We start from the raw sequence: 23,254 nt of genomic DNA on the forward strand, positions 1-23,254 counted from the left end.
CTTCATTCAATGGAAAAAAGCGGTCACCCGCTGACCGTCAGCGCGGCCTATTCCACCTGGATATTGGCGGACTTGACAATCTGCGTGTAGCTCGCCTTTTCCTTCTTCAGGAACTGGGCGAACGTGGCCGGCGTGCCCGAGCCGGGCGTGGCGCCGCTGTCCTGCAGGCGCTTGCGGACCTCGGGCAGCTTCAGCACCTCGGCCAGTTCGGCGGCCAGGCGGCTGACCACGGGCTCGGGCGTGCGGGCGGGGGCGAACAGGCCGGTCCAGGCTTCCAGCTCGAAGCCCTTCAAATCAGGAGCCTCCGCAAAGCTCATCACCTCGGGAATCACGTCGATGCGCTGTGCCGAGGTCACGCCCACGCCTTCCAGCTTTTTCTGCTGCACCAGCGGCGTGGCGCCGGTGGTCATCAGAATGCCCAGATCGACCTGGCCGCCCATGACCTCGCTGGTGACCTGTGCCACGCCACGATAGGGCACATGGACCAGGCGGATGCGGGCACGCTCCTGCAGCCGCTCCATGGCCAGGTGCAGCACCGTGCCCACGCCCGGGGTGGCATAGGTCAGCGCGCCGGGCCGGGCGCGGGCCATGCTGATCAGCTCGTTGAGGTTGTGCACGGGCAGGCCAGGGCGGGCCACGATCACCATGGGCGCCACCGAAGTCAGGCCCACGGGAGCCAGATCACGCTCGGCGTCATAGCGCACGGAGGAGTTCACCAGTTGCGCAATGCTCACCGGCCCGTCAAAGCCCAGCAGCAGCGTGTAGCCATCGGCATGCGAGCGCGCCACCTTGCTCACGCCCAGCACGCCGCCGGAGGCCGGCACGTTGTCCACCACCACCGACTGGCGCAGCCGCGCACCCAGCTTTTCGGCCACCAGCCGCGCCGTGGCGTCCACATCGCTGCCCGCGCCGAAGGGCACGATCAGCGTGATGGGCCCGCCTGCCGGCCAGGGCTTGCCCGCGCCCGGCGCGGCATGGGCGGCGGGTGCAGTAGCAAGGGCCGCAGCCACTGAGGCTGCAGCCGATAGCAGGGAGCGTCGGGACAGGTGCATGGAGCGTGGGCATGCGCGGCGCATGCCGGCGAAGGCGGTGCGGGCTGGCAATGGCCTGCAGGGCAGGGACGGCCAGCGCGTGGAAAGCGAGCGATTCTGCCATAGGGCGCAATTTTCCTGCCACACGCTTGCCACGAAGCCCTATTTATTGCAATCCGTTTCAACCCTTGTGATTCCGTGTCCTAGGGTTCTCGCCTAAGGCGCTGCCCCGCCGCCATGCCCAGAATCGGCTGACCATGCTCTCACCCAGCCAAGTCATTGTCTTCGCCACACCTGCCTTTTTGCTGCTGATCGCGCTGGAATGGGGCGTGAGCCTGTGGCGCGGGCGCAATGCCTACCGGCTGGCCGACGCCATCAGCTCCATCAGCCTGGGCATGCTCAGCCAGACCAGCGCCGTCTTCACCACGCTGCTGCGCGTGGGCCTGTACACGCTGGCCTTCGAGCACCTGGCGCTGTGGCGCAACGATGCCTTCTGGACCAGCATTCCCGGCTGGCTGCTGGCCCTGCTGTTCTACGACTTCTGCTACTACTGGCTTCACCGCATGGGCCACGAGGTGGCCGTGCTCTGGGCCGCGCATGCCGTGCACCACCAGAGCCAGGACTACAACCTGTCGACGGCGCTGCGCCAGACCAGCTCGGGCGCGCTGCTGGGCTGGCTGTTCTACCTTCCCATGGCGCTGGCCGGCGTGCCGCCGCTGGTGTTTGCCATCGTGGGCCTGATCGATCTGCTCTACCAGTTCTGGGTCCATACCGAGCAGGTGCGGCGCCTGGGCTGGTTCGACCGCTGGTTCTGCGCGCCCAGCAACCACCGCGTGCACCACGCCGTCAATGACTGCTACCTGGACAGGAACTACGGCGGCATCCTCATCGTCTGGGACCGCATGTTCGGCACCTTCAAGCCCGAGGACGACAGCGAGCCCTGCGTCTACGGCACGCGCGGCCTGCTGCAAAGCTGGGACCCGCTGTGGGCCAACGCCGTGGTGTACCGGCAACTCATCCATGACAGCTGGCATGCGCGGCGCTGGGGCGACAAGCTGCGCGTCTGGCTCAAGCCGCCCGGATGGCGCCCCGCCGATGTGGCCGAGCGCTTTCCCAGGCCGGCCTTCGACCTGGACGCGCACCGCGTGCTCTACGCACCCGACATGCAGCGCAGCCTGCGCTGGTTTGCGGGCCTGCAGTTCGTGGCGCTGATCGCAGGGGTGTCGCTGTTCCTGTGGCATGCCGACCAGTCCTCGACGGCGCGCAATGCGCTGTGGTTTGGCGTGCTGCTGGCCTGCCAGTGGGCACTGGGCGCGGCCATGCAGGGGCGCATCAGCCTGTGGGTGGCCCTGGCCATCGAGGCCGGCGCGCTGGCCACCGCCACCAGCGTGCTGGACATGCTGCACTGGCACTGGCTGTTCAAGCCGCTGGCCATGGTCTTTGCGCTGATCGCTGTCATGCAGCTGTGGCGCGGCAGCGCGGCGTTCTCGGCGCTGGCGAAACCCGCGCGCGGCGCCTGCTGGCTGGCCGCGGCGCTGGCGGCCTCGATGGCGGGCGACGTGTTCCTGATGCTGCCCGATCTGTTCATCCCGGGCCTGGCCAGCTTTCTGCTCGCCCACCTGGCCTATATCGTGCTGTTGCGCCAGGATGCGCCCTGGTTTGCGCACCGGCCCTCGCTGGCCGCCACGCTGGCCCTGGGCGTTGCCATGTATGCCGTGCTCTGGCAGGGCGGGCTGCCCGCCGCGCTGCGCCTGCCCGTGGCCGCCTATGTGCTGGTCATTGCGCTGATGGCGGCGCAGGCCCTGGGCCGCGCCAGGCACCTGGGCGGCCAGCCCGCCTGGACCGTGGCCATCGGCGCCTGCTTCTTCATGGTCAGCGACTCGCTGCTGGCCATCAACCGCTTCGTGCAGCCTTTCGACGGGGCGCAAGCGGCCGTGCTGTCCACCTACTACGCGGCGCAGTTGCTGATCGTGCAGGGCTGGCTGGCCCGTGGCGCATCGACATCAGGGTTGACCCGAGGCAGCTCGCAAGGCACAATGGCGGGATCGCATTTTCAGGAGTCCTTCCGTGGACAGTGCCAGTTCAACCAGTGACAAACAGCGCGCCGCAATGGCTACGCTGCTGGCTGACTGACCGACTCCTGTGAAGGGAGCGGCCATGTCGGCCGGCTTCCTTCCATTGCTGCGTTTCCCCTTGGATCTTCGCGCCCGCCCGGCGATGCAGTGGCATCTGGCTTGCATCAGGCATGCCGCCCCTGCACCTGAGATTCCAGTTGCTGTGGTTCACTGACCGCGTGTCCGTGCCTGCCCCGTTGCAGCGCGCGGCCCACGCTGCTTGACGGCCCTGCCCGCGGCAGTCTTCCTGGTTCGCCAAGGAGAAAGCCATGTCCACACCGTTCGCTCGCCCCGCAATGCAACGCCTGCAGCCTGCCACTGCCGCGCCCTGCCCCGGCGCCACCGGCACGCGCGTGGCTGCCTCCCAGGCAGCAATGCAGGCCAAGGCACAGGCACAGGCACAGATGCAGGCCCAGGCCCCATCGGCCATGGAGCACGCCATGCACCTGGACCTGCAGACCCACTGGCCCACGCACCGCATCCGCAGCTTTCTGAGCCTGCAGCCGCGCTGAGCGCGCGCCGCAGCCTTGTCCGCCCCATCGTCAGAAAGGAGTTCCCCCATGGACCCCGATCCGAGTCGATCTTGCCCTGACCCCTCCGATACGGTCCGGCCGCACATGCCTGCGGCCCTTCCGCCCCTTCCCAAGGCCCCGGCCGGGAGACCCGTGCACGTCCATTGACGGATAGGTGCCGGGCTTCTTTCGGCCGCAACGAAAGAAGCCCGCCATGCAACACGTCATCACCGCACTGCGGACCATGCCCGCAGCCACGCCCGCAACAGCACCCGTCTCCACACGCGCCAGCCGCACCTCCCACACCACCCGCGCCAGCACCTTGCAGCTGGCCCTGCAAGCCGCCATTGCGGCACGCCACACTGGGCAACTGCACACCCTGCTGCAGCAACACGGCCCCGATCTCTTCGCCCATTCCCTCGTGGCGCTCACGCAGCGCCAGCAGGCCGACGTCCTGTCCCTGCTGGCGGCGCAGGAGCGCGCCGAGGTCTACCGCCACCTGCCTGCCCATGCGCGGCGCCAATGGCTGCAGTCGGCCACCGTGGCCCGCCCGCCGCTGCGCCGCCGCCTGCTGTGCGCCTGCCAGCGCAACTGGCACTGGCTGCGCGCCACCCTTCGTTCGAGCCAGGCCTGAGCCGCCAGGGAGGTCACCATGAAAAGCCTCAAGCACCTGTTCCAGGCGTTTCTGCGCAGCCGCCACGCCCTGGGGCTGTTCCGGCGCAATGCCCTGCCCTCGGGCACGGCCGTGCACCACTCGCGCTCGGTATCGCCGACCCTCACGCGCGAGCTGCTGCGCGCCTCGCGCGATGACATTGCCGCCGTGCTGGCGCGCACCGGCTCCAGCGAGGACGGCCTGACCCGCGAGCAGGCCCGCGCCGCGCTCACGCGTCTGGGCCCCAACGAGGTCGAGCACGAAAAGCCGCTGCCCGGCTGGCTGCACCTGTGGTACTGCTACCGCAATCCCTTCAACCTGCTGCTGACGCTGCTGGCCGTGGTCTCCTACGCCACGGAGGACATGAAGGCCACGGTCGTCATCGCCTCCATGGTGCTGCTGTCCACGCTGCTGCGCTTTGTGCAGGAAGGCCGCTCCAACCGCGCCGCCGCGCGGCTCAAGGCCATGGTCAGCAGCACGGCCACGGTGCTGCGCCGCAATGGCGGCCCACCGGCCCCTGCAGATGCCGACTCCGCAGACGCCCCGCACAGCGGCTTCGGCCAGCAGGCGCGCCGCTACGAGGTGCCGCTGCGCGAGGTCGTGCCCGGCGATTTCGTGGTGCTGTCGGCCGGGGACATGATTCCTGCCGACTGCCGCGTGCTCAGCGCCAAGGACCTGTTCGTGAGCCAGTCCGCCATGACCGGCGAATCCCTGCCCGTGGAAAAGCGCGCCGACGCCAGTGCATCGAATGGCACCGGCGTGCTGGACGCCAGCAACCTGCTGTTCATGGGCACCAACGTGGTCTCGGGCACGGCGCTGGCCGTGGTGCTGGCCACGGGCAACCGCAGCTATTTCGGCACCATTGCCACGCGGGTGACCTCCAACGACCGCGCGCCCACGGCCTTCGAGACCGGGGTCAACAGCGTCAGCTGGCTGCTGATCCGCTTCGCGGCCGTGATGGTGCCCGTGGTGCTGTTCATCAACGGCTACACCAAGGGCGACTGGGCCGAGGCCTTCCTGTTCGCGCTGTCCGTGGCCGTGGGCCTGACGCCCGAGATGCTGCCCATGATCGTGACCTCCACTCTGGCCAAGGGTGCCGTGGTGCTGTCGCGCCGCAAGGTCGTGGTCAAGCGGCTGGACGCCATCCAGAACTTCGGCGCCATGGACGTGCTGTGCACCGACAAGACCGGCACGCTGACCCAGGACCGCATCGTGCTGGAGCGGCACACCGACGCCTTCGGCCAGCCCTGCGACGAGACGCTGCGCTTCGCCTACCTCAACAGCCACTACCAGACGGGCCTGAAGAACCTGCTCGACCATGCCGTGCTGGAACACGTGGAGCTGCACACCCAGATGCGCGTGGCCGAGGACTACCGCAAGGTCGATGAGATCCCCTTCGACTTCGAGCGCCGCCGCATGTCCGTGGTGGTGGCCGAGCGCGGCCACCACCACGAGCTGATCTGCAAGGGCGCGGTCGAGGAAATCCTGGGCGCCTGCACCCGGCTGCGCGAGGGCGACGGCACGCGCCCGCTGGACGAGGGGCAGCTGGCCCGCGTGCGCCGCGTGACGCGCGAACTCAACCGCGATGGCCTGCGCGTGGTCGCCGTGGCCATGAAGGAAGTGCCGCCGCACAAGAGCGACTACGGCGTGGCCGACGAGTCGGAGCTGACCCTGATCGGCTACATCGCCTTCCTGGACCCACCGAAGGAAACCACGGCCGAGGCGCTGGCCGCCCTGGCCGCGCACGGCGTGGCCGTCAAGCTGCTGACCGGCGACAACGAACTGGTGGCCGCCAAGGTCTGCCGCGATGTGGGGCTGCCCGCAGACCACATCGTCCTGGGCACGCAGATCGAGCACATGAACGACGAGATGCTGCGCCAGACGGTGGAGCGGCACCAGTTGTTCGCCCGGCTCACGCCGCTGCACAAGGAGCGCATCGTGCATGCGCTGCGCGCCAACGGCCACATCACCGGCTTCATGGGCGACGGCATCAACGACGCCCCGGCCCTGCGCGCGGCCGACATCGGCATCAGCGTGGACAGCGCCGTGGACATCGCCAAGGAAGCGGCCGACATCATCCTGCTGGAAAAAAGCCTGATGGTGCTGGAGCAGGGCGTGATCGAGGGCCGGCGCACCTTCAGCAACATGCTGAAGTACATCCGCATGACGGCCAGCTCCAACTTCGGCAACGTGTTCTCGGTGATGGTGGCCTCGGCCTTCATCCCCTTCCTGCCCATGCTGCCGCTGCACCTGCTGGTGCAGAACCTGCTGTACGACCTCTCGCAGATCGCCATCCCCTTCGACAACGTGGACGACGAACTGGTGCGCCAGCCGCTGCGCTGGAACCCGGCCGACCTGGGCCGCTTCATGGTGTTCTTCGGGCCCATCAGCTCGCTGTTCGACATCCTGACCTTCGCGCTGATGTGGTTCGTCTTCGCCGCCAACACGCCCGGACAGCAGACGCTGTTCCAGTCGGGCTGGTTCGTCATCGGGCTGCTCACGCAGACGCTGATCGTGCACATGATCCGCACGCCCAGGATCCCCTTCCTGCAAAGCCGCCCGTCCTGGCCGCTGCTGCTGGCCACGGCGGCCGTGATGGCGGCCGGCATCTTCCTGCCGATGGGGCCCCTGGCCGGCTACTTCAAGCTGCAGGCGCTGCCGGCGGCCTACTTCCCGTGGATGATTGCCATATTGCTGGGCTACGCTTGCCTGGCCACGCTGCTCAAGCGCGTCTACATCCGCCGCTACGGCTGGCAGTGACGCACCCTTCAGCGCCTCTTTCAACGCCCCTTCAACCCATTCACCAGGAAAGCCCGGAACCCCATGCAGGCCCTGCAGAACCTCAACCCCGGCGCCATGCTGGACACCTTCGTCAGCCTGACCACGGCCTTCGTGTTCGGCGCCCTCATCGGCCTGGAGCGCCAGGTGCGCCAGCGCACGGCGGGGCTGCGCACCAACACCCTGGTCGCCGTGGGCGCGGCCGTCTTCGTGGATCTGGCCGTGCGCCTGGGCGGGGCCGAGGGCGCCACGCGCGTGGTGGCCTACGTGGTCTCGGGCGTGGGCTTCCTGGGTGCGGGCGCCATCATGAAGGAAGGGGCCAACATCACCGGGCTGAACACGGCGGCCACGCTGTGGGGCTCGGCCGCCGTGGGCGCCTGCGCGGGCGCCAGCCTGGTGGCCGAGGCCGGCCTGGCCACGCTGTTCGTGCTGGCCAGCAACACCTTGCTGCGCCCCGTGGTCAACCGCATCAACCGCCGCCCGGTGGATGACGAATCCACGGAGTCGACCTACTACGTCTACGCCATCTGCCACCGCGGCGCCCAGGGCGATGTGCGCGAGCAGATGCTGGAGCTGCTGGAGAACGCCAGCTACCCCGTGCGAGGCGTGGAAACCCATGCCTTCGGCCCGCAGGACACCGAGATCGAGGCCATGCTCTACGCCACCTCGGTGGACTCCGACGAGCTGGACCGCGTGATCGCCGCCATCGAGGCCCTGCCCGGCGTGCTGCAGGCCTTCTGGAACGCCGGCACGGAGGAGTGAGCCTGCGTCAGCTGGCGTCGTCGCCCGGCACGGGAAGGCCCAGGTGGCGGTACGCCGCCTGGGTCGCCATGCGCCCGCGCGGCGTGCGCTGCAAAAAGCCCTGCTGGATCAGGTAGGGCTCGATCACATCCTCGATGGTGCCCGCCTCCTCGCCGATGCTGGCCGCGATGTTGTCCAGGCCCACGGGGCCGCCGTCGAAGCGGTGCACCACGGCCTCCAGCAACTTGCGGTCCATGATGTCGAAGCCCTGGGGATCGACATCGAGCATGGCCAGCGCGCGGTCGGCCAGCTCGCGCGTGATGCTGCCGTCGCCGCGCACATCGGCATAGTCGCGCACGCGGCGCAGCAGGCGGTTGGCAATGCGCGGCGTGCCGCGCGAGCGGCGCGCGATCTCGAAGGCGCCCTCGTCATCGATGGGCGCGTTCAACAGGCCTGCACTGCGCCGCACGATGCGCGCCAGCTCCTCGGCCGTATAGAACTCCAGCCGCGCCACGATGCCGAAGCGGTCGCGCAGCGGGTTGGTCAGCATGCCCGCGCGCGTGGTCGCGCCCACCAGCGTGAACGGCTGCAGGTCCAGCTTGATGGAGCGCGCCGCCGGCCCCTCGCCGATCATGATGTCGATCTGGTAGTCCTCCAGCGCCGGGTAGAGGATTTCCTCGACCACGGGCGACAGGCGGTGGATCTCGTCGATGAACAGCACATCGTTGGCTTCGAGGTTGGTCAGCAGCGCCGCCAGGTCCTTGGGCTTTTCCAGCACGGGGCCGCTGGTCTGGCGCAGGTTCACGCCCAGCTCGGCCGCGATGATGTGCGACAGCGTGGTCTTGCCCAGGCCCGGCGGGCCGAACAGCAGCACATGGTCCAGCGCCTCGCTGCGCTTTCGGGCCGCGCCGATGAAGATCTCCAGCTGCTCGCGCGCCTTGGCCTGGCCCACGTACTCCTGCAGCAGCTTGGGGCGCAGGGCGCGCTCCATGGCCTCTTCCCCGCGCGAGACCGGCGCTGCCGAAATCATGCGCGGCTTTTCCGGTGCCTTGTCGGGCGCGAAACCGCCCTGCGGAAAGCCGCCCTGCCCGAAATCGTCGGTATGGATGCTCATGCGCCGCTCACTTGGCCAGCGCCTTCAGCGCCAGCTTGATGCCTTCGGTCACACCCACGTCGGGCGGCAGCTTCTTGAGCGCGGCGGCCGCATCCTTGTCGGAATAGCCCAGCGCCATCAGCGCCTGCACGATGTCGTTCTGGTCGTTGTTCACGAACAGCGACTGCGCGCCCGTATCGGCGCCGATCTTGCCCTTGAGCTCCAGCAGCAGGCGCTCGGCCGTCTTCTTGCCGATGCCCGGCACCTTGACCAGGCGGCCCACCTCCTGCAGCGTCACGGCCTGGGCCAGGTCCTCCACGCTCATGCCGCTGAGCACCGACAGCGCCATGCGCGGGCCGATGCCGGTGATCTTGATCAGCTCGCGGAACGCCTGGCGCTCGCTGTGCGTGCCAAAGCCGTACAGAAGCTGCGCATCCTCGCGCACCACGAAGTGCGTCAGCAGGCTGACCCTGGCCCCGCTGGCCGGCAGGTTGTAGAAGGTGCTCATGGGCACCTGCACCTCGTAGCCCACGCCGCCGCAGTCCACCAGCACCTCGGGCGGGTTTTTTTCCAGCAGCGTTCCTGTCAATTTGCCTATCATTGGTGTCCTTTGCCGCCCCAGGGGCGGCTTTTCATGCCCGTCCGCAACCGAACGCCGGCCCATTCACAGGGTATGGCACCACGCCCTCGCGCTGGCCGCCGCCCGGAATCTCTGGAATTATCCGCGTGATCCTGCGCCACACCTTCACACCCCACGACAACAACCGGTTGAGCCATCTGTGCGGCCCGGCCGACGCGCACCTGCGCACCATCGAGATCGCCCTGGGCGTCAAGATCGCCCACCGCCACGAGCAATTCAAGATCGACGGCCCCAAGGCCAAGGCCAACGACGCACTGGAGCTGCTGCAGGCCCTCTACGAGATGGCCGACGACCCCATCCTGGACGATTCGCTGCAGCTCATGCTGGCCGGCGACACCGAACTCATCGAGCAGCCCCTGGACGCCATCCAGCTGTCCACGCGCCGCCCCGACCTGCGCGCGCGCACGGCCAACCAGTCGGCCTACCTGGAGAACATCGCCCGCCACGACATCACCTTCGGCATCGGCCCGGCCGGCACCGGCAAGACCTACCTAGCCGTGGCCTGCGCCGTGGACGCGCTGGAGCGCAGCGCCGTGCAGCGCATCGTGCTCACGCGCCCGGCCGTGGAAGCGGGCGAGCGCCTGGGCTTCCTGCCCGGCGACCTCACGCAGAAGGTCGACCCCTACCTGCGCCCGCTGTACGACGCGCTCTACGACCTCATGGGCTACGAGAAGGTGCAAAAGGCCTTCGAGCGCAATGTGCTGGAGATCGCGCCGCTGGCCTTCATGCGCGGGCGCACGCTGAACAACGCCTTCGTCATCCTGGACGAGGCGCAGAACACCACGCCCGAGCAGATGAAGATGTTCCTCACGCGCATCGGCTTCGGCGCCCGCGCCGTGGTCACGGGCGACGTCAGCCAGATCGACCTGCCCAAGGGTGCCCTGAGCGGCCTGATCGATGCCGAGCGCGTCTTGAAGCGCGTCAAGGGCATCGCCATCAACCACTTCACCAGCGCCGACGTGGTGCGCCACCCGCTGGTGGCCCGCATCGTGGACGCCTACGACGCACGCGGCCAGGCCCCGGCACGCCGTGCCGCACCGCGCCTTGCAGCGCCTTGATCCCGACAGCCACAGCAGACGCCCGCCCACGGGCGCTCCAAAGCACAAGCTCACGCCCACGCACTTCCCCATGTCCCTGAACCAACTGCAACTGTCCCTGCAATTCGCGCGCTTTGCCGAGGCGCCCGCCCACCGCGCCGTGCTGTCCCGCAGCAAGGTCACGCGCTGGATACGCCACGCCCTGGCCGTCGATGCCGAAATCACCGTGCGCATCGTCGATGCCGAGGAAGGCCAGCAGCTCAACCGCGAGTACCGACAAAAGGACTACGCCACCAACGTCCTGACCTTCGACTACCAGCAGGAGCCCACCGCCATGGCCGACCTGGTGCTGTGCGCCCCCGTGGTCGAGCGCGAGGCGCGCGAGCAGAACAAGACGCTGGAGGAGCACTACGCCCACCTGCTGGTGCACGGCACGCTGCATGCCCAGGGCTGGGACCATGAAACCAGCGAGCAGGACGCCGAGGAAATGGAAGCCTACGAGACCGAGATCATGGTCGAGCTGGGCTTTGCCGACCCCTACGCCAAGTAGGCGGCACCAGGCCCCGCGCGGGCCTCAGCGCGCCGTATCGATGACGACCCGGCCGCGCACCTGGCCGGCAAGCAGCCGGGGCGCCAGCGCAACCGCATCGGCCAGGCCCGCCTCTTCGGTATTGCGCTCCAGCACCTCGCGCGGCAGCTCGGCAGCCAGCCGCGCCCAGGCCTGCTCGCGCCGCGCCTGCGGCGCATAGACGCTGTCGATGCCCAGCAGCGACACGCCGCGCAGAATGAACGGTGCCACGGAAGCCGGCAGGTCCAGCCCCTGGGCCAGTCCGCAGGCCGCCACGCAGCCGCCGTAGCGCAGACTGGCGCACACATTGGCCAGCGTATGGCTGCCCACGCTGTCCACGGCCGCCGCCCAGACCTCCTTTTGCAGCGGCTTGCCGGGCGCATCCAGGCTGCTGCGCTCCACGATCCGCGCCGCGCCCAGCGCCTTCAGGTGCTCGGCCTGTTCGGGCCGCCCGGTGCCGGCGTGCACCTCGAAACCCAGGCGCGACAGCAGGGCCACGGCAATGCTGCCCACGCCGCCATTGGCCCCCGTCACCAGCACCGGGCCGCTGGAAGGCGTGATGCCATGCGCCTGCAGCGCCATCACGCACAGCATGGCCGTATAGCCGGCCGTGCCTATGGCCATGGCATCCCGTGCGCTGAAGGCCTCGGGCCGGCGGATCAGCCAGTCGCCGTTCACCCGCGCCTGCTGGGCGAGCCCGCCCCAGTGGGTCTCGCCCACGCCCCAGCCGTTGAGCAGCACGGCATCGCCGGGCTGGAAACGCGCGTCCTCGCTGTCCAGCACCGTGCCGGCCAGGTCGATGCCCGGCACCATGGGGAACTGGCGCACCACGGGCGAGCGCCCCGTGATGGCCAGTGCATCCTTGTAGTTGAGCGTGGAATGCGAGACGGCCACGCGCACCGCGCCGGCGGGCAGGCTGGCTTCGTCCAGCTCCACACACTCGGCACGGGTTTCACGCGGTACGGGTTGGGTCAGCAGCAAGGCTTTGAACATGGGGTCTCCAGCAAGGCAGTGGCAAAGGAATCCAAAGGCAATCAGGACTGCGGCGCGCCCAGCACGCCGCTGCGGCACAGGCGGGCGATGGCCTCGTCCACCATCCTCAGCTCCCGCAGCAGCGCAAGGTTGCCATCGCCCAGGACGGGGGCCGGCGCACCCGGCAGGGGCGCGGCATCCATCCACCGGAACCCCAGTCCCGGAGTGTCCACCGCAGCGCCGCCGGCGCCATAGCTCACAGGTGACACGGTGCCGGCGGCGCGGGCCTCGCCCAGGAATTCACCCAGGCGCCGCACCCTGGCGGCAGGCACGCCCACGGCGTTGAGCCGGGCTTCCATGTCCCGTGCGTTGCGTGCGGCGAAGGCCTCGGCCAGACATGCCTGCAGTCGCTGCAGCGCGGACGCATCGCGCGCGGCGACAAAGCCGCCCTCGGGCGCATTGAAGGCATCGAGGTCCAGCACGCTGGCGAGCCTGCGAAACTGCTGCGGCGTGTTGGCGGCCGTGGACAGCCAGCCGTCGGCGCACCGGTAGGTGTCGGCCGCCGGGCTCCCCGTATAGCCCCGGTTGCCCACGCGCAGCTCCATGCTGCGCCGCATGATGGAAGAGGTGTTCCGCCGCGAAGGCGTGATCGCGCCCACGCCCGTCATTGAATCCACCAGCCCCTTCACCAACCTGCAACTGGTCCGGGCCGGCCTGGGGCTCAGCGCCGTGCCCGACTCCACGCTGCAGGCCTCGCCCCGGTCGCTGGGGGTGCGCAGGGTGCATGTCACACCCGCCATCTCCATGGGCCCCGTGGCGCTGATCTACCGCAGCGCCGTCGCCAACCCGCGCGTTGCCCTGCTGCGCGCCACGCTGGGCCTGCCCGGCCCGGCGGTGGAGCCGCCCTAGTCGCCAGGTGGCCACCACGCCGGCGCGATCCTGTCCTTTTGCGCAAAGCAGCCCTGACCCAGCCGCCATGCCGGTGCGACAGCCCGGCCGATGGTCCGGCACTAAGATCGGCCTCGACCTATAACACCGGCCTGGCCGCGCAAGGCCACGGCGGCCTGCCGATGCCCGGCTCCAGGAGGAGACAACACCCATGTGGGACATCGCACTACTCATGAGCGCCGCCTTCGTGGCCGGCGCGCTCAATGCCGTTGCCGGAGGCGGCAGCTTCCTCACCCTGCCCGCCCTGGTCTTCACCGGCGTGCCGCCCGTGGCCGCCAACGCCACCGGCACCGTCGCCCTGCTGCCCGGCTACATGGCCGGTGCCTGGGGCTTTCGCCAGGACATGGAGCCGCCGCCCGGCCTGGGCATGCGCGGCGTCATCCTGCTGTCGCTCATCGGCGGCTCGCTGGGCGCGGCCCTGCTGCTGGTCACGCCAGACCACCTGTTCCGCAAGGTCGTCCCCTGGCTGCTGCTGGCCGCCACCGCCATGTTCGCCTTCGCGCCCCAGCTCAGGCGCATGGCATCACGCGGCAGCGCCGAGCATGCCGCCCATGCATCGCCCCTGAAGGCCGGCGCCGGCATGCTGGCCGTGGCCATCTACGGCGGCTACTTCAACGGCGGCCTGGGCATCCTGCTGCTGGCCCTGTTCGGCCTGCTGGGCCAGACCAGGCTGCATGCCATGAACGGCATGAAGAACCTGGTCTCCGCCCTGCTCACGGCCATTGCCGTCGCCATCTATGCGGCCGGCGGCGTCGTGCAGTGGGAGCAGGCCCTGGTCATGATGATCGCCGCCACCGCAGGCGGCTACGGCGGCGCCCGCCTGGCGCGCCGCATCCCGCCCGAATGGCTGCGCGCGGGCATCGTGCTGACGGGGCTGGTGATGGCGGGGGTGTTTTTCTGGAGGCAGTGAGGCCTGAAAGCTACTTCTTCGACGCCGCACTCTGCGCTGACTTCGATACGCGCTTGCCTGTGGATTTTTCCGGCGTCGCCGCATCCGTGTCTGGCTGAGGGCCGCGCTGTGGCAGGGCCAGGGCTTGCGCAAGCGATTGCAACCGCTCTTCGATACGCTTCACGGTTTCCAGCGTTTCGTCACCGACGCGGGTATTCAGATTCATTTGCGAACTACCGCTGTCCATGCCCGAAACGCGCGGCGCCGCAAAGGTCTGCTGTAGCCGAGACACGACCTCGGCAGTCATTGAGCGCCGGTTCTCTTCAGAAGCGGCATCCAGCAGATCCTTCAACTCCTGAGGGATACGCATGTAGATGGTTGGGTCGTCGCGTGCCATCCGCGCACTTTGCCATGGAACACGCTTGCCATTTTCTATGCACAATGCATAGAATATTGAGTGCATAGATCGTGCATAGAAAGCCCGAGTCATTGAAGCGACGACAAAGGAATCGATATGGCTGCGTCACGACACCCAACGAACAAGCCCTGCACGATGGACACCGCTGCCTGGCCCACCATGCAGCAAATGATCGCCCTGTCCATTGCCCGCGCAGAGATGGGGCTGGTTGCCCTGATCGAAACACGCTGTGCCGACAGGGACTGGCATGACGCGGATGTAGAGGTGGACCTGGCCGCAGACCTGGCGCTGAATCACATCCGGCAAATTCGGCACAAGGTATTCGAGGACGCCAGCGAATTCGACAACGAGTGGTATCTCGCCCGCGCAGCCATCGCCCTGGCAGCCCAGGCCTTCAACCGGCCACAGAGCCTCTACGCCCGGCGCCTCAAACTGCTCTTGCAACTGTTTGATGAAGCACCGTCCTTTGTGGAATACGCGGAGCATGGCCCGGAAGGTTGAATGCAGAGGCTTCTCTGTCGCCTCCAAGTCAGCAGCCTTTCTGAGCTGCCTAAGCGGCAACGAACCTGAGCGCCCCCCCCCGCGCCGGGCGGCTCCGTTTTCTGAGTTGCCTACGCGGCAGCGAACCCTGTGCGGTGGAAACGGATCTGGCCCGAGATTTTCTAAGCTGCCTACGCGGCAGCGAACTCTTTGGCCACATGATTTGCGAGCTTGGCCAGTTTCTGAGCTGCCTACGCGGCAGCGAACGACGCAACCGGCGCCAAAGCAGACTTTGGACATTTCTGAGCTGCCTACGCGGCAGCGAACCCGTGGCGGGTATCGATCCGAGCCCCCGGCGGTTTCTGAGCTGCCTATGCGGCAGCGAACGTTCCACGGCTACGAGCCGGGGGAGGGGGTCATTTCTGAGCTGCCTATGCGGCAGCGAACTGCCAGTTCATGGTGTGTCCTCAGATTGCATCTTTCTGAGCTGCCTATGCGGAAGCGAACCCGGTCTGGTTGTTGCCCATCAACTGGTTCCATTTCTGAGCTGCCTATGCGGCAGCGAACTGGATCAGCAATACAGAGGTCCAGTGCCTCAATTTCTGAGCTGCCTATGCGGCAGCGAACGCAACTACCGACCGCGACCTGGCGATCAAGCATTTCTGAGCTGCCTATGCGGCAGCGAACTGCCGGGGGAAAGCCTGCGCCTGCTCCCCGTATTTCTGAGCTGCCTACGCGGCAGCGAACTCGGCGGCGGCTTGGGCGCGCGTGATGTCGATTTTCTGAGCTGCCTACGCGGCAGCGAACCCTGAGTCATCTCCAGCAGACGGACAGGATCGTTTCTGAGCTGCCTACGCGGCAGCGAACGCGTCACGGGCGCTGTGGCCCTGCTGACGGGTTTTCTGAGCTGCCTACGCGGCAGCGAACGTCTGCATGTCAGCTCTCCTTGTGCCCAGTGGTTTCTGAGCTGCCTACGCGACAGCGAACCTGGGCTACGCGGGCCACCCGGACGCCATCATTTTCTGAGCTGCCTACGCGGCAGCGAACAGCGCAGAGGCTATGGCGGAAGACCTCATCGATTTCTGAGCTGCCTACGCGGCAGCGAACCTGTTCAGCGGGCCGATGGTCCGCGCCCTGCTTTTCTGAGCTGCCTACGCGGCAGCGAACTTTTCGAGGAAGGCGCCGGCCCAATCCTCCAGTTTCTGAGCTGCCTACGCGGCAGCGAACAGTGGCCGCAGGGCAGGCCTTCGCCGGGCTTCTTTCTGAGCTGCCTACGCGGCAGCGAACCATGCCGTGGTCTGGAACGGCCCGCAATCCATTTTCTGAGCTGCCTACGCGGCAGCGAACGTTCGGCGGGTTGGAGCACTGTGACCGCGCATTTTCTGAGCTGCCTACGCGGCAGCGAACGCCACGGGGCGCGAGATCATTTCGTAGGCCATTTTCTGAGCTGCCTACGCGGCAGCGAACGAAGAGAAGGACGAGGAAATGGGCAAGCTCAATTTCTGAGCTGCCTACGCGGCAGCGAACCCAGTCCCTAAACTCGAACCACATCTTTCTGATTTCTGAGCTGCCTACGCGGCAGCGAACATCGTGGCTGGTCAGCCAGCATGGGGGCCAAGTTTTCTGAGCTGCCTACGCGGCAGCGAACGCCACGGGCTCGATCACGCTGCAGTTCGGCGTTTTCTGAGCTGCCTACGCGGCAGCGAACCTATTGATGCCGCGAACAAGGGCTTCCTTGACTTTCTGAGCTGCCTACGCGGCAGCGAACAGTCTCTCGACACCGCAGCGCGCGCCTCGTCTTTTCTGAGCTGCCTACGCGGCAGCGAACGCGATCCCGCAGCGCTGGATGCTGCGCTTCAATTTCTGAGCTGCCTACGCGGTAGCGAACTGGCCGATTACCGGCTCGGCGATGAGCGTCACTTTCTGAGCTGCCTACGCGGCAGCGAACGGTGGACCAGCACGACCCAGATGCCCTGCGTTTTTCTGAGCTGCCTACGCGGCAGCGAACACTTCTTCCAAGCTGAACCACTTCGCCTCTATTTTCTGAGCTGCCTATGCGGCAGCGAACTCGCCTGGCTACCGTCAGCCGATCTCCCCCAATTTCTGAGCTGCCTATGCGGCAGCGAACTCAGTCGAGATCAGGAGTCAGCGATTGCGCTCTTTCTGAGCTGCCTATGCGGCAGCGAACATTCCCGCGACGACGTTCGATGAACCCAACTGTTTCTGAGCTGCCTATGCGGCAGCGAACCTGGAGGCACGGCAGGGTGAAGGCTTCCCGAATTTCTGAGCTGCCTATGCGGCAGCGAACCGCGATTACCACTTCGAGCGCGTGCCCGACCCTTTCTGAGCTGCCTATGCGGCAGCGAACGTGTTGTGGGTAGCGTTCCCCTACACGCCCGATTTCTGAGCTGCCTATGCGGCAGCGAACACGCAGAGGGCCGCATCGGCCACACCTACGCTTTTCTGAGCTGCCTATGCGGCAGCGAACACTGCGACGCCTAAGAACGTCTACGAGACTCATTTCTGAGCTGCCTATGCGGCAGCGAACTTTCCTGTGCGCGCTCAAGTGCTGCAGCCTCGTTTCTGAGCTGCCTATGCGGCAGCGAACACAAGCCCGCCAGGCCCCAGGGGTCGCCGTCATTTCTGAGCTGCCTATGCGGCAGCGAACGGTGGGATGCCGAGGTGTTCCCGCGCGGCACTTTTCTGAGCTGTCTATGCGGCAGCGAACGGATGGCTGCGGGGTGATCATCTAGACCTCCTTTTCTGAGCTGCCTATGCGGCAGCGAACTGCAGCGCCTTGCGCAGATCGGTGTCGGCCGGTTTCTGAGCTGCCTATGCGGCAGCGAACGATCCGCGCGACGGCAAGGTTTGGATCCCCATTTTCTGAGCTGCCTATGCGGCAGCGAACGCGGGCAGACTGCCGTGAGCAACTTTTTGCGCTTTCTGAGCTGCCTATGCGGCAGCGAACGAGGCGTGGGGTTTCGAACACGCCAGGTTGCTTTTCTGAGCTGCCTATGCGGCAGCGAACTTTTGCGATTACGCCGCGTTCGATCTGGTTTTTTTCTGAGCTGCCTATGCGGCAGCGAACACGCTGTTGCCACACATGCGGACCTGGGCGGTTTTCTGAGCTGCCTATGCGGCAGCGAACGGCCCTCCGTTCGCGCCTGAGTTCGTGGAAGATTTCTGAGCTGCCTATGCGGCAGCGAACGACGTCATGGCGGGCCGGTTTGAAGCCGCCGTTTTCTGAGCTGCCTATGCGGCAGCGAACTCGCGTGAGGGTGGTGGGGATGAGTTGCAGCATTTCTGAGCTGCCTATGCGGCAGCGAACTCGCGCAGCCAGTCGTCGATGGCGCTGCAGATTTTCTGAGCTGCCTATGCGGCAGCGAACACTGGCTGGAGGAACACGCGCTGAATCCCGAATTTCTGAGCTGCCTATGCGGCAGCGAACCAGGTTGGCCCCGTCCAGGTTGGCCCCGCGCATTTCTGAGCTGCCTATGCGGCAGCGAACGGCGCCTCGATCTCGCGGTCGCCTACCGTGATTTTCTGAGCTGCCTATGCGGCAGCGAACGGCCGGGTGCGCGGGGTTCGTGCCGGACCACTTTTCTGAGCTGCCTATGCGGCAGCGAACGAGCCATCCGCATTCCTGCATGCGGCGCAGCTTTTCTGAGCTGCCTATGCGGCAGCGAACGCGCGGCAAAGAAACAGCGGCGCCCTGTGCTTTTTCTGAGCTGCCTATGCGGCAGCGAACTTTCAGCTTTGCAATCTCTTCCTGCTGCTGCATTTCTGAGCTGCCTATGCGGCAGCGAACGCACGGCCGGGGCTGCAGGCGCTTCCTGCGCTTTTCTGAGCTGCCTATGCGGCAGCGAACGCGATGACGGTCTTGATGGCGAGGTCTTCACATTTCTGAGCTGCCTATGCGGCAGCGAACGCCCGCGCGCCAGATCCGCTTTCCTGCCTGATTTTCTGAGCTGCCTATGCGGCAGCGAACGCCAGCAGTACCGCCCGCCAGGCGGCGCAGTTTTTCTGAGCTGCCTATGCGGCAGCGAACGAGGCTTCCTTGTGGATGCGCCAGAGCGCTTTTTTCTGAGCTGCCTATGCGGCAGCGAACATGCTGGTCGGCCGGGGCTGCAGGCGTTTCCAGTTTCTGAGCTGCCTATGCGGCAGCGAACGACCCGGCCCTGCTGTTCCGCGACGGCAAGCATTTCTGAGCTGCCTATGCGGCAGCGAACTAGAGCCCGCGAGCGCGGCGACAAGCGCGACATTTCTGAGCTGCCTATGCGGCAGCGAACCAGGACGACACCGGCTACAGCCGCGAGCTCGTTTTCTGAGCTGCCTATGCGGCAGCGAACTTGAGACCCGCATATCCGGCCCGCGCGGCGGCTTTTCTGAGCTGCCTATGCGGCAGCGAACTGGTTGAACCAGTGCGGGATGCGCTCGTAGATTTTCTGAGCTGCCTATGCGGCAGCGAACACCTCAACCGTGAGGAGGTTGAGTTCACGGGTCTTTCTGAGCTGCCTATGCGGCAGCGAACGCCGCAGCCGAGGTTCAGCTGCTGAGCAACTTTTTCTGAGCTGCCTATGCGGCAGCGAACAAGGGCTACCGGGTGGCGGTGGAATGGTGGAATTTCTGAGCTGCCTATGCGGCAGCGAACTATCCAAAAAATCAAAAGGGAAAAATACCCGTTTTCTGAGCTGCCTATGCGGCAGCGAACGCGTTGTGACCGCCATCGATCCACTTCGCATATTTCTGAGCTGCCTATGCGGCAGCGAACGCGCCGCCCATGCTGGAAGCAGAGTCGCTTTGTTTCTGAGCTGCCTATGCGGCAGCGAACGTCCAGTCCATCAACTGGCCAGATCTCGGCAATTTCTGAGCTGCCTATGCGGCAGCGAACCGAGAACCAACACTCGCGAGCCGGGCCCAGCTTTTCTGAGCTGCCTATGCGGCAGCGAACTAGGCAAAAAATTCCCTAATCCATTGATTTTGAAAGAGCTTTCACCTCCAGCTGGCGAACACCCCAAATTCCGGGGCATCCGCCAAGCTGTTGATTTACAAGGCAGTCTTCAGGCCGCCAGAAAAAGGGTCAGAACCAGGGAACAGCAGTTCCCAGGCTCAGCCCGTAGGTGTTGAAGCCTTCCTGGCCCGCCGTTCCCTGCACCGCTTTCTGCTCCACGAACAGGCAAAACGGCTGGCCGGTGCTGGCGCTGCGCAGTTGAACGTAGGGCAGGTCCGGGGTGCGCTCCACGCTGTCGGGGATGGCGGCCGCGGCCTGTTCAGCGGTTTCTCCCTTGCGCCGCATGCGGCGGCGGCGCAGGCGGTCGGGGCTGGTCTTGAATTGCCGGCGTTGCACCAGGTAGGGCACGGCGCCCTCTGGCACCAAAGCTGGCGGCGTGCAGTGCACGTGATCGCGCATGCCCTGCAGCCAGGGCTGTTCCATCAGACCGCGCAGCGCGGCTTCACTGCCATGCAGGCGCAGGATGGTGCCCAGAGTGCGTGGACGCAGGCTGTAGCCGGGAAAGCTGATGCCTATGTCAGCGCTGCCCAGTTGCACGAGCGCGCGGTGCAGCTTGGCGACCAGCGCGCCCAGCAGGTGGGCGTGGCTGAATTCCGGGTCAGGCAGCAGCGTGATGTCGATGTAGTGCGAGGTCATGGCCATCAGCTCGCATCGCCGAAGACGCCGCCACGGATCAGCACGGCCATCACGAAGTGCTGCTGCTCGACGGGCGGCACCTTGTCCTTGAGCAGCCAGTCGTCCAGCAGGGTGTAGAAGTCCTGCTTTTGCTTGGGCTGGCGCCAGGCCTTGCCCTGGGTAGTGACGGAGCCGTAGGGCTCGACCGCGATGGGTCCCAGGTCCTGCGCGCCGTCGTACCAGGTGTCGATGGTGCGCAGGGCGTTGCCGATTTTCTGGGAGTGGATGGCGGCGACCTCCTGGCCTTTTTCCCCGATCTGGTAGAGCGTCTTGCTCTTTTTGGTGCTGCCCTTGTCAAGGATCAGTTCCTGCGAGGGGAAGACTTCCTGGCCCGCGCCCAGGCGCACAAAGGCGGTGATCTGCAGCAGCACATGGGCATTGCCCTCAAGCCCCTGCGCGATCACGCTGCCCAACGCAGCCACTTTCTCGTCAGGCTGCTCCAGCGTGCGCAGGTTGTGGGCCAGCGCATCGAACGACCATGCCTGCCCGGCCTTGCCATCCTTGAGCTGCACCACCTGCACCTGCACGCTTTCCGCGCCCACGCGGTTGCGCCACAGAAAGCGTCCGTTCGCCAGGTTGGCCGCATAGCGGTTGGCCAGTTCGGCAAAGCCCTGGGCCGAGGCATAGGCCTGCACCGTTTGCGCGAGCCTGGCCTGGTATTCGGCGCTGTTGCAGGCAGACGGGGTGCCTGCGCCAGACAGCACGCGCAGCGTGAACTGCACCTTGAGCGTGTCGGCATCGGCGGGCAGGGCTGCCACGTCCACGGTCTGCAGGTTGGGGTTCTCGATGGCAGCGTCGAGCTTGGCCGGGTCCTGGTCCTTGGTCTTGAGGCGGTTGGAGATGGTGCCGCGCACGGATTTCTCGCGCAGCTTGACGGAGGGCCAGGAGGCGGAGGCCGCCCGGTCATCCCAGTTGCCTGCGTGGAAGACGGCGTCAGAGGGGTCGAGCTTGCGTTCGAAGGCGAGGACGGATGCGGTCTTGAGGGTGCTGGACATGGTGTTCAATCCTTTGGCAATACGGTGTGAAAGGCGGCGGTGCAAGGACGCGGGTCAGGTGTATGCATAGCTGTCGTCGTCTTCCTGCTCCTGGGCTGCGGCGTCGTCAGGGTCGGCCACGGCTGCGGGGTCTGGGACGTAGCCGCTGCGGCAGCGGTAAAGGCCCCGCTTTTCATCGGTGTGCGCATGCCACAGCAGTTGCTCCAGATGGGTGAGGCGGTGCGGGCTGATCCATTCGCCCAGCGAGTAGACCGACTCCACGAAGCGCAGCGGCGTGGTGGCATCGCGGGCGTTGAGCACTTCGCCTGCGGCATGTGATGGCGAGAGTGCCGCATAGCCCACGGGCACAGGCACGATCCAGCCGCTGCCGGGGCCGCGCCAGGGATCTGCCCATGGATGCTTGCCATCGGCAGGCGGGGGCTGGCCTTCGGCCGCTGCCACGGGCTCATGGTTGAAGCGCGATGCATGCAGCCAGGCGTCGAGCAGCGTGGTGTGCGCCGCTTTGTCGCGCAGCCTGTGCAGGCGGTCGGCCAGCAGGTCGTCACGCCCCACCAGGGCGAAGCCCGGCAGCCACTGGCGCCGCCATTCGCGGAACTGGCGGCTGCGCTCGGTGGCGTCTTCTGCCAGCACGGCCAGCCTGGGGCGCACGCGCCTGCCGGGTGCGGCACGTGATGGCAGCAGGCTGCCGCCGGCCACGCGCATTTGCGACAGGATTTGCCCGGCTTCATCGGCCCATTGCTGCATCGGCTCGGCAGCGCTTTGCACCAAGGTCGGGGCCGAGTTGGAGCCGGGGTCGCGTTTTTCCGAGACGGTGAAGACCAGGGAGATGTCGAGGTGAATGCGCCCTTCCTCCACGATGGCGGCGGTGCTGCCGTCTTTGTCCACCGGGTTGCGCGTGAGGTTGAAGCTGCGCACATAGCCCTGCGTCACCTGCTCCTGATGGTGGTGGCAGACCACGCCCACCGCGTGCAGGCGCAAGGGGATGCCGGCCTGCGCCAGCTTGCGCTCCAGCGCCCACATCAGGCCGGTGAAGGCGGTGATGGAGGGGAAGCCGTGCGTGAGCGGGCTGGAGATGGCGTTGGCGTTTTGCACGCGCAGATGGGGGAAGGTCAGGATGGCCTGCGGTTGTGGCGATTGCGTCATACCGCGCCCCCCCTGTGCATCACCAGTTCATCATGCGTTTTGCGGATAGGGATATAGGCCGGGGCGTCCAGCCTTTTGCGCAGTTCACGCAACTGCTGCACAAAACCATCCTCATCGGTCAGCAGTTCTTTCCGCCACACACGCGCCTCGGCGTCGCCCACAGGCAACTGGCCGAACAGCTGGCTGTTGAGCCAGTTGGCAAAGCGCTTGCCTACCTCGGCAGGCCAGTCCATCCAAAGCCATTCGCGGGCGAAATCTGCCTCATCGCGCAGTTCGGCCCGCAATGGGTCCAGCCACAATTGCTCTTCACGCACCAGCTTGCCGAAGCGTTCCGAGTCGCAGCTCCAGCCAGCTGGCAGGGCCTGCTGCACTTCGCCGGCGAGCGAGACCATTTCATCGATCAGCGCATCGACGAAGGCCTCGCGGCGCTCGCGCGTTTGCAGGTTGGGCTCCGGGTCGGTCGCAAGGAAGGCACGCAGCTTGCGCACCGTGCTGCGCACCTCGGGACGGCCGATGAACAGCTTGTCGAACACGGAGCTGGCATGCACCGGCAGCCG

At 66.5% G+C, this 23,254-nt stretch carries 20 protein-coding genes and 1 CRISPR repeat array; of the genes, 10 read left to right on the forward strand and 10 right to left on the reverse strand.

The window, feature by feature from the left end; all coding sequences use genetic code 11:
* Window positions 1-47 precede the first annotated feature (47 nt).
* A complete protein-coding gene (locus tag ACRSCF_RS26860) occupies window positions 48-1,052 on the reverse strand; it encodes a Bug family tripartite tricarboxylate transporter substrate binding protein (protein ID WP_016451870.1) in 1,005 nt (334 codons plus the stop codon).
* Between the two features lie 236 nt (window positions 1,053-1,288).
* On the opposite strand from ACRSCF_RS26860, the gene ACRSCF_RS26865 reads away from it, so the two are divergent.
* From ACRSCF_RS26865 to ACRSCF_RS26885, 5 genes are all read left to right on the forward strand, one after another.
* Window positions 1,289-3,124, forward strand: a complete 1,836-nt coding sequence (locus tag ACRSCF_RS26865; protein ID WP_034367338.1) for a lysoplasmalogenase family protein — start codon at window positions 1,289-1,291, stop codon at window positions 3,122-3,124.
* Window positions 3,125-3,414: 290 nt separating this feature from the next.
* Window positions 3,415-3,657, forward strand: a complete 243-nt coding sequence (locus tag ACRSCF_RS26870; protein ID WP_034367336.1) for a hypothetical protein — start codon at window positions 3,415-3,417, stop codon at window positions 3,655-3,657.
* 214 nt (window positions 3,658-3,871) lie between these two features.
* On the forward strand, window positions 3,872-4,291 hold the full coding sequence (locus ACRSCF_RS26875) for a hypothetical protein (protein ID WP_034367374.1): 420 nt from the start codon (window positions 3,872-3,874) through the stop codon (window positions 4,289-4,291).
* Between the two features lie 18 nt (window positions 4,292-4,309).
* Window positions 4,310-7,069, forward strand: coding sequence for a magnesium-translocating P-type ATPase (mgtA, locus tag ACRSCF_RS26880; RefSeq protein WP_244387556.1), 2,760 nt, complete (start codon window positions 4,310-4,312; stop codon window positions 7,067-7,069).
* A gap of 63 nt (window positions 7,070-7,132) precedes the next feature.
* A complete protein-coding gene (locus tag ACRSCF_RS26885) occupies window positions 7,133-7,849 on the forward strand; it encodes an MgtC/SapB family protein (protein ID WP_012203158.1) in 717 nt (238 codons plus the stop codon).
* 7 nt (window positions 7,850-7,856) lie between these two features.
* Here the strand turns inward: ACRSCF_RS26885 and ruvB are convergent, their stop codons facing one another.
* Window positions 7,857-8,942, reverse strand: a complete 1,086-nt coding sequence (gene ruvB, locus ACRSCF_RS26890; protein ID WP_016451874.1) for a Holliday junction branch migration DNA helicase RuvB — start codon at window positions 8,940-8,942, stop codon at window positions 7,857-7,859.
* A gap of 7 nt (window positions 8,943-8,949) precedes the next feature.
* Window positions 8,950-9,522 (reverse strand): Holliday junction branch migration protein RuvA, encoded by a 573-nt coding sequence (gene ruvA, locus ACRSCF_RS26895; RefSeq protein ID WP_016446532.1) that lies wholly within the window; start codon window positions 9,520-9,522, stop codon window positions 8,950-8,952.
* A 125-nt stretch (window positions 9,523-9,647) separates the two neighbouring features.
* On the opposite strand from ruvA, the gene ACRSCF_RS26900 reads away from it, so the two are divergent.
* Window positions 9,648-10,619, forward strand: a complete 972-nt coding sequence (locus tag ACRSCF_RS26900) for a PhoH family protein (RefSeq protein WP_016446533.1) — start codon at window positions 9,648-9,650, stop codon at window positions 10,617-10,619.
* 70 nt (window positions 10,620-10,689) lie between these two features.
* Complete coding sequence (gene ybeY / locus ACRSCF_RS26905) at window positions 10,690-11,148, forward strand: rRNA maturation RNase YbeY (protein WP_016446534.1); 459 nt, start codon at window positions 10,690-10,692, stop codon at window positions 11,146-11,148.
* A 24-nt stretch (window positions 11,149-11,172) separates the two neighbouring features.
* On the opposite strand, the gene ACRSCF_RS26910 is transcribed toward ybeY, so the two are convergent.
* Together ACRSCF_RS26910 and ACRSCF_RS26915 are read right to left on the reverse strand one after the other, a co-directional pair.
* Window positions 11,173-12,159: an MDR family oxidoreductase gene (locus ACRSCF_RS26910; RefSeq protein WP_012203153.1), complete on the reverse strand. Its 987-nt coding sequence runs from the start codon at window positions 12,157-12,159 to the stop codon at window positions 11,173-11,175.
* A gap of 41 nt (window positions 12,160-12,200) precedes the next feature.
* Window positions 12,201-12,755, reverse strand: coding sequence for a CoA transferase (locus tag ACRSCF_RS26915; protein WP_244387558.1), 555 nt, complete (start codon window positions 12,753-12,755; stop codon window positions 12,201-12,203).
* On the opposite strand from ACRSCF_RS26915, the gene ACRSCF_RS26920 reads away from it, so the two are divergent.
* The gene (locus ACRSCF_RS26920) at window positions 12,742-13,047 is read left to right on the forward strand and encodes a LysR substrate-binding domain-containing protein (protein WP_074920924.1); all 306 of its coding nucleotides are present in this window, start codon (window positions 12,742-12,744) and stop codon (window positions 13,045-13,047) included. The genes ACRSCF_RS26915 and ACRSCF_RS26920 overlap by 14 nt on opposite strands.
* A gap of 190 nt (window positions 13,048-13,237) precedes the next feature.
* Window positions 13,238-13,996 carry a sulfite exporter TauE/SafE family protein gene (locus ACRSCF_RS26925; RefSeq protein ID WP_244387560.1) on the forward strand — a complete coding sequence of 253 codons (759 nt, stop codon included), beginning with the start codon at window positions 13,238-13,240 and terminating at the stop codon, window positions 13,994-13,996.
* Window positions 13,997-14,006: 10 nt separating this feature from the next.
* Here ACRSCF_RS26925 and ACRSCF_RS26930 read toward each other — a convergent pair whose 3' ends face one another.
* Window positions 14,007-14,372, reverse strand: a complete 366-nt coding sequence (locus tag ACRSCF_RS26930; RefSeq protein ID WP_244387562.1) for an Arc family DNA-binding protein — start codon at window positions 14,370-14,372, stop codon at window positions 14,007-14,009.
* 156 nt (window positions 14,373-14,528) lie between these two features.
* On the opposite strand from ACRSCF_RS26930, the gene ACRSCF_RS26935 reads away from it, so the two are divergent.
* The gene (locus tag ACRSCF_RS26935; protein ID WP_034367332.1) at window positions 14,529-14,894 is read left to right on the forward strand and encodes a hypothetical protein; all 366 of its coding nucleotides are present in this window, start codon (window positions 14,529-14,531) and stop codon (window positions 14,892-14,894) included.
* A gap of 37 nt (window positions 14,895-14,931) precedes the next feature.
* Window positions 14,932-19,824: a CRISPR direct-repeat array (repeat unit 28 nt; unit sequence TTTCTGAGCTGCCTATGCGGCAGCGAAC).
* 129 nt (window positions 19,825-19,953) lie between these two features.
* On the opposite strand, the gene cas6f is transcribed toward ACRSCF_RS26935, so the two are convergent.
* The 4 genes from cas6f to ACRSCF_RS26955 are packed head-to-tail and all read right to left on the reverse strand — an operon-like array spanning window position 19,954 to window position 23,251.
* The gene (cas6f, locus tag ACRSCF_RS26940) at window positions 19,954-20,520 is read right to left on the reverse strand and encodes a type I-F CRISPR-associated endoribonuclease Cas6/Csy4 (RefSeq protein ID WP_034366869.1); all 567 of its coding nucleotides are present in this window, start codon (window positions 20,518-20,520) and stop codon (window positions 19,954-19,956) included.
* A gap of 5 nt (window positions 20,521-20,525) precedes the next feature.
* Window positions 20,526-21,554 (reverse strand): type I-F CRISPR-associated protein Csy3, encoded by a 1,029-nt coding sequence (gene csy3 / locus ACRSCF_RS26945; protein WP_034366809.1) that lies wholly within the window; start codon window positions 21,552-21,554, stop codon window positions 20,526-20,528.
* A 54-nt stretch (window positions 21,555-21,608) separates the two neighbouring features.
* The gene (csy2, locus tag ACRSCF_RS26950) at window positions 21,609-22,697 is read right to left on the reverse strand and encodes a type I-F CRISPR-associated protein Csy2 (RefSeq protein ID WP_034366812.1); all 1,089 of its coding nucleotides are present in this window, start codon (window positions 22,695-22,697) and stop codon (window positions 21,609-21,611) included.
* A complete protein-coding gene (locus tag ACRSCF_RS26955) occupies window positions 22,694-23,251 on the reverse strand; it encodes a type I-F CRISPR-associated protein Csy1 (RefSeq protein ID WP_324623361.1) in 558 nt (185 codons plus the stop codon). Before ACRSCF_RS26955 ends, csy2 begins: the two co-directional genes overlap by 4 nt.
* Between the last annotated feature and the right edge of the window lie 3 nt (window positions 23,252-23,254).

This window comes from Delftia sp. 11MD (assembly GCF_050907895.1).
GTDB lineage: Bacteria > Pseudomonadota > Gammaproteobacteria > Burkholderiales > Burkholderiaceae_C > Comamonas > Comamonas tsuruhatensis.

Bases quoted from the DNA above. Each gene is read 5' to 3' on its own strand.
- ACRSCF_RS26910 (WP_012203153.1), bottom strand. From the start codon at position 12,159: ATGTTCAAAGCCTTGCTGCTGACCCAACCCGTACCGCGTGAAACCCGT.
- ACRSCF_RS26860 (WP_016451870.1), bottom strand. From the start codon at position 1,052: ATGCACCTGTCCCGACGCTCCCTGCTATCGGCTGCAGCCTCAGTGGCT.
- ACRSCF_RS26885 (WP_012203158.1), top strand. From the start codon at position 7,133: ATGCAGGCCCTGCAGAACCTCAACCCCGGCGCCATGCTGGACACCTTC.
- ybeY (WP_016446534.1), top strand. From the start codon at position 10,690: ATGTCCCTGAACCAACTGCAACTGTCCCTGCAATTCGCGCGCTTTGCC.
- ACRSCF_RS26920 (WP_074920924.1), top strand. From the start codon at position 12,742: ATGCTGCGCCGCATGATGGAAGAGGTGTTCCGCCGCGAAGGCGTGATC.
- ACRSCF_RS26915 (WP_244387558.1), bottom strand. From the start codon at position 12,755: ATGCGGCGCAGCATGGAGCTGCGCGTGGGCAACCGGGGCTATACGGGG.
- cas6f (WP_034366869.1), bottom strand. From the start codon at position 20,520: ATGACCTCGCACTACATCGACATCACGCTGCTGCCTGACCCGGAATTC.
- ACRSCF_RS26935 (WP_034367332.1), top strand. From the start codon at position 14,529: ATGGACACCGCTGCCTGGCCCACCATGCAGCAAATGATCGCCCTGTCC.
- csy2 (WP_034366812.1), bottom strand. From the start codon at position 22,697: ATGACGCAATCGCCACAACCGCAGGCCATCCTGACCTTCCCCCATCTG.
- ACRSCF_RS26925 (WP_244387560.1), top strand. From the start codon at position 13,238: ATGTGGGACATCGCACTACTCATGAGCGCCGCCTTCGTGGCCGGCGCG.
- csy3 (WP_034366809.1), bottom strand. From the start codon at position 21,554: ATGTCCAGCACCCTCAAGACCGCATCCGTCCTCGCCTTCGAACGCAAG.
- ruvB (WP_016451874.1), bottom strand. From the start codon at position 8,942: ATGAGCATCCATACCGACGATTTCGGGCAGGGCGGCTTTCCGCAGGGC.
- ACRSCF_RS26875 (WP_034367374.1), top strand. From the start codon at position 3,872: ATGCAACACGTCATCACCGCACTGCGGACCATGCCCGCAGCCACGCCC.
- ACRSCF_RS26930 (WP_244387562.1), bottom strand. From the start codon at position 14,372: ATGGCACGCGACGACCCAACCATCTACATGCGTATCCCTCAGGAGTTG.
- mgtA (WP_244387556.1), top strand. From the start codon at position 4,310: ATGAAAAGCCTCAAGCACCTGTTCCAGGCGTTTCTGCGCAGCCGCCAC.
- ACRSCF_RS26870 (WP_034367336.1), top strand. From the start codon at position 3,415: ATGTCCACACCGTTCGCTCGCCCCGCAATGCAACGCCTGCAGCCTGCC.
- ACRSCF_RS26865 (WP_034367338.1), top strand. From the start codon at position 1,289: ATGCTCTCACCCAGCCAAGTCATTGTCTTCGCCACACCTGCCTTTTTG.
- ruvA (WP_016446532.1), bottom strand. From the start codon at position 9,522: ATGATAGGCAAATTGACAGGAACGCTGCTGGAAAAAAACCCGCCCGAG.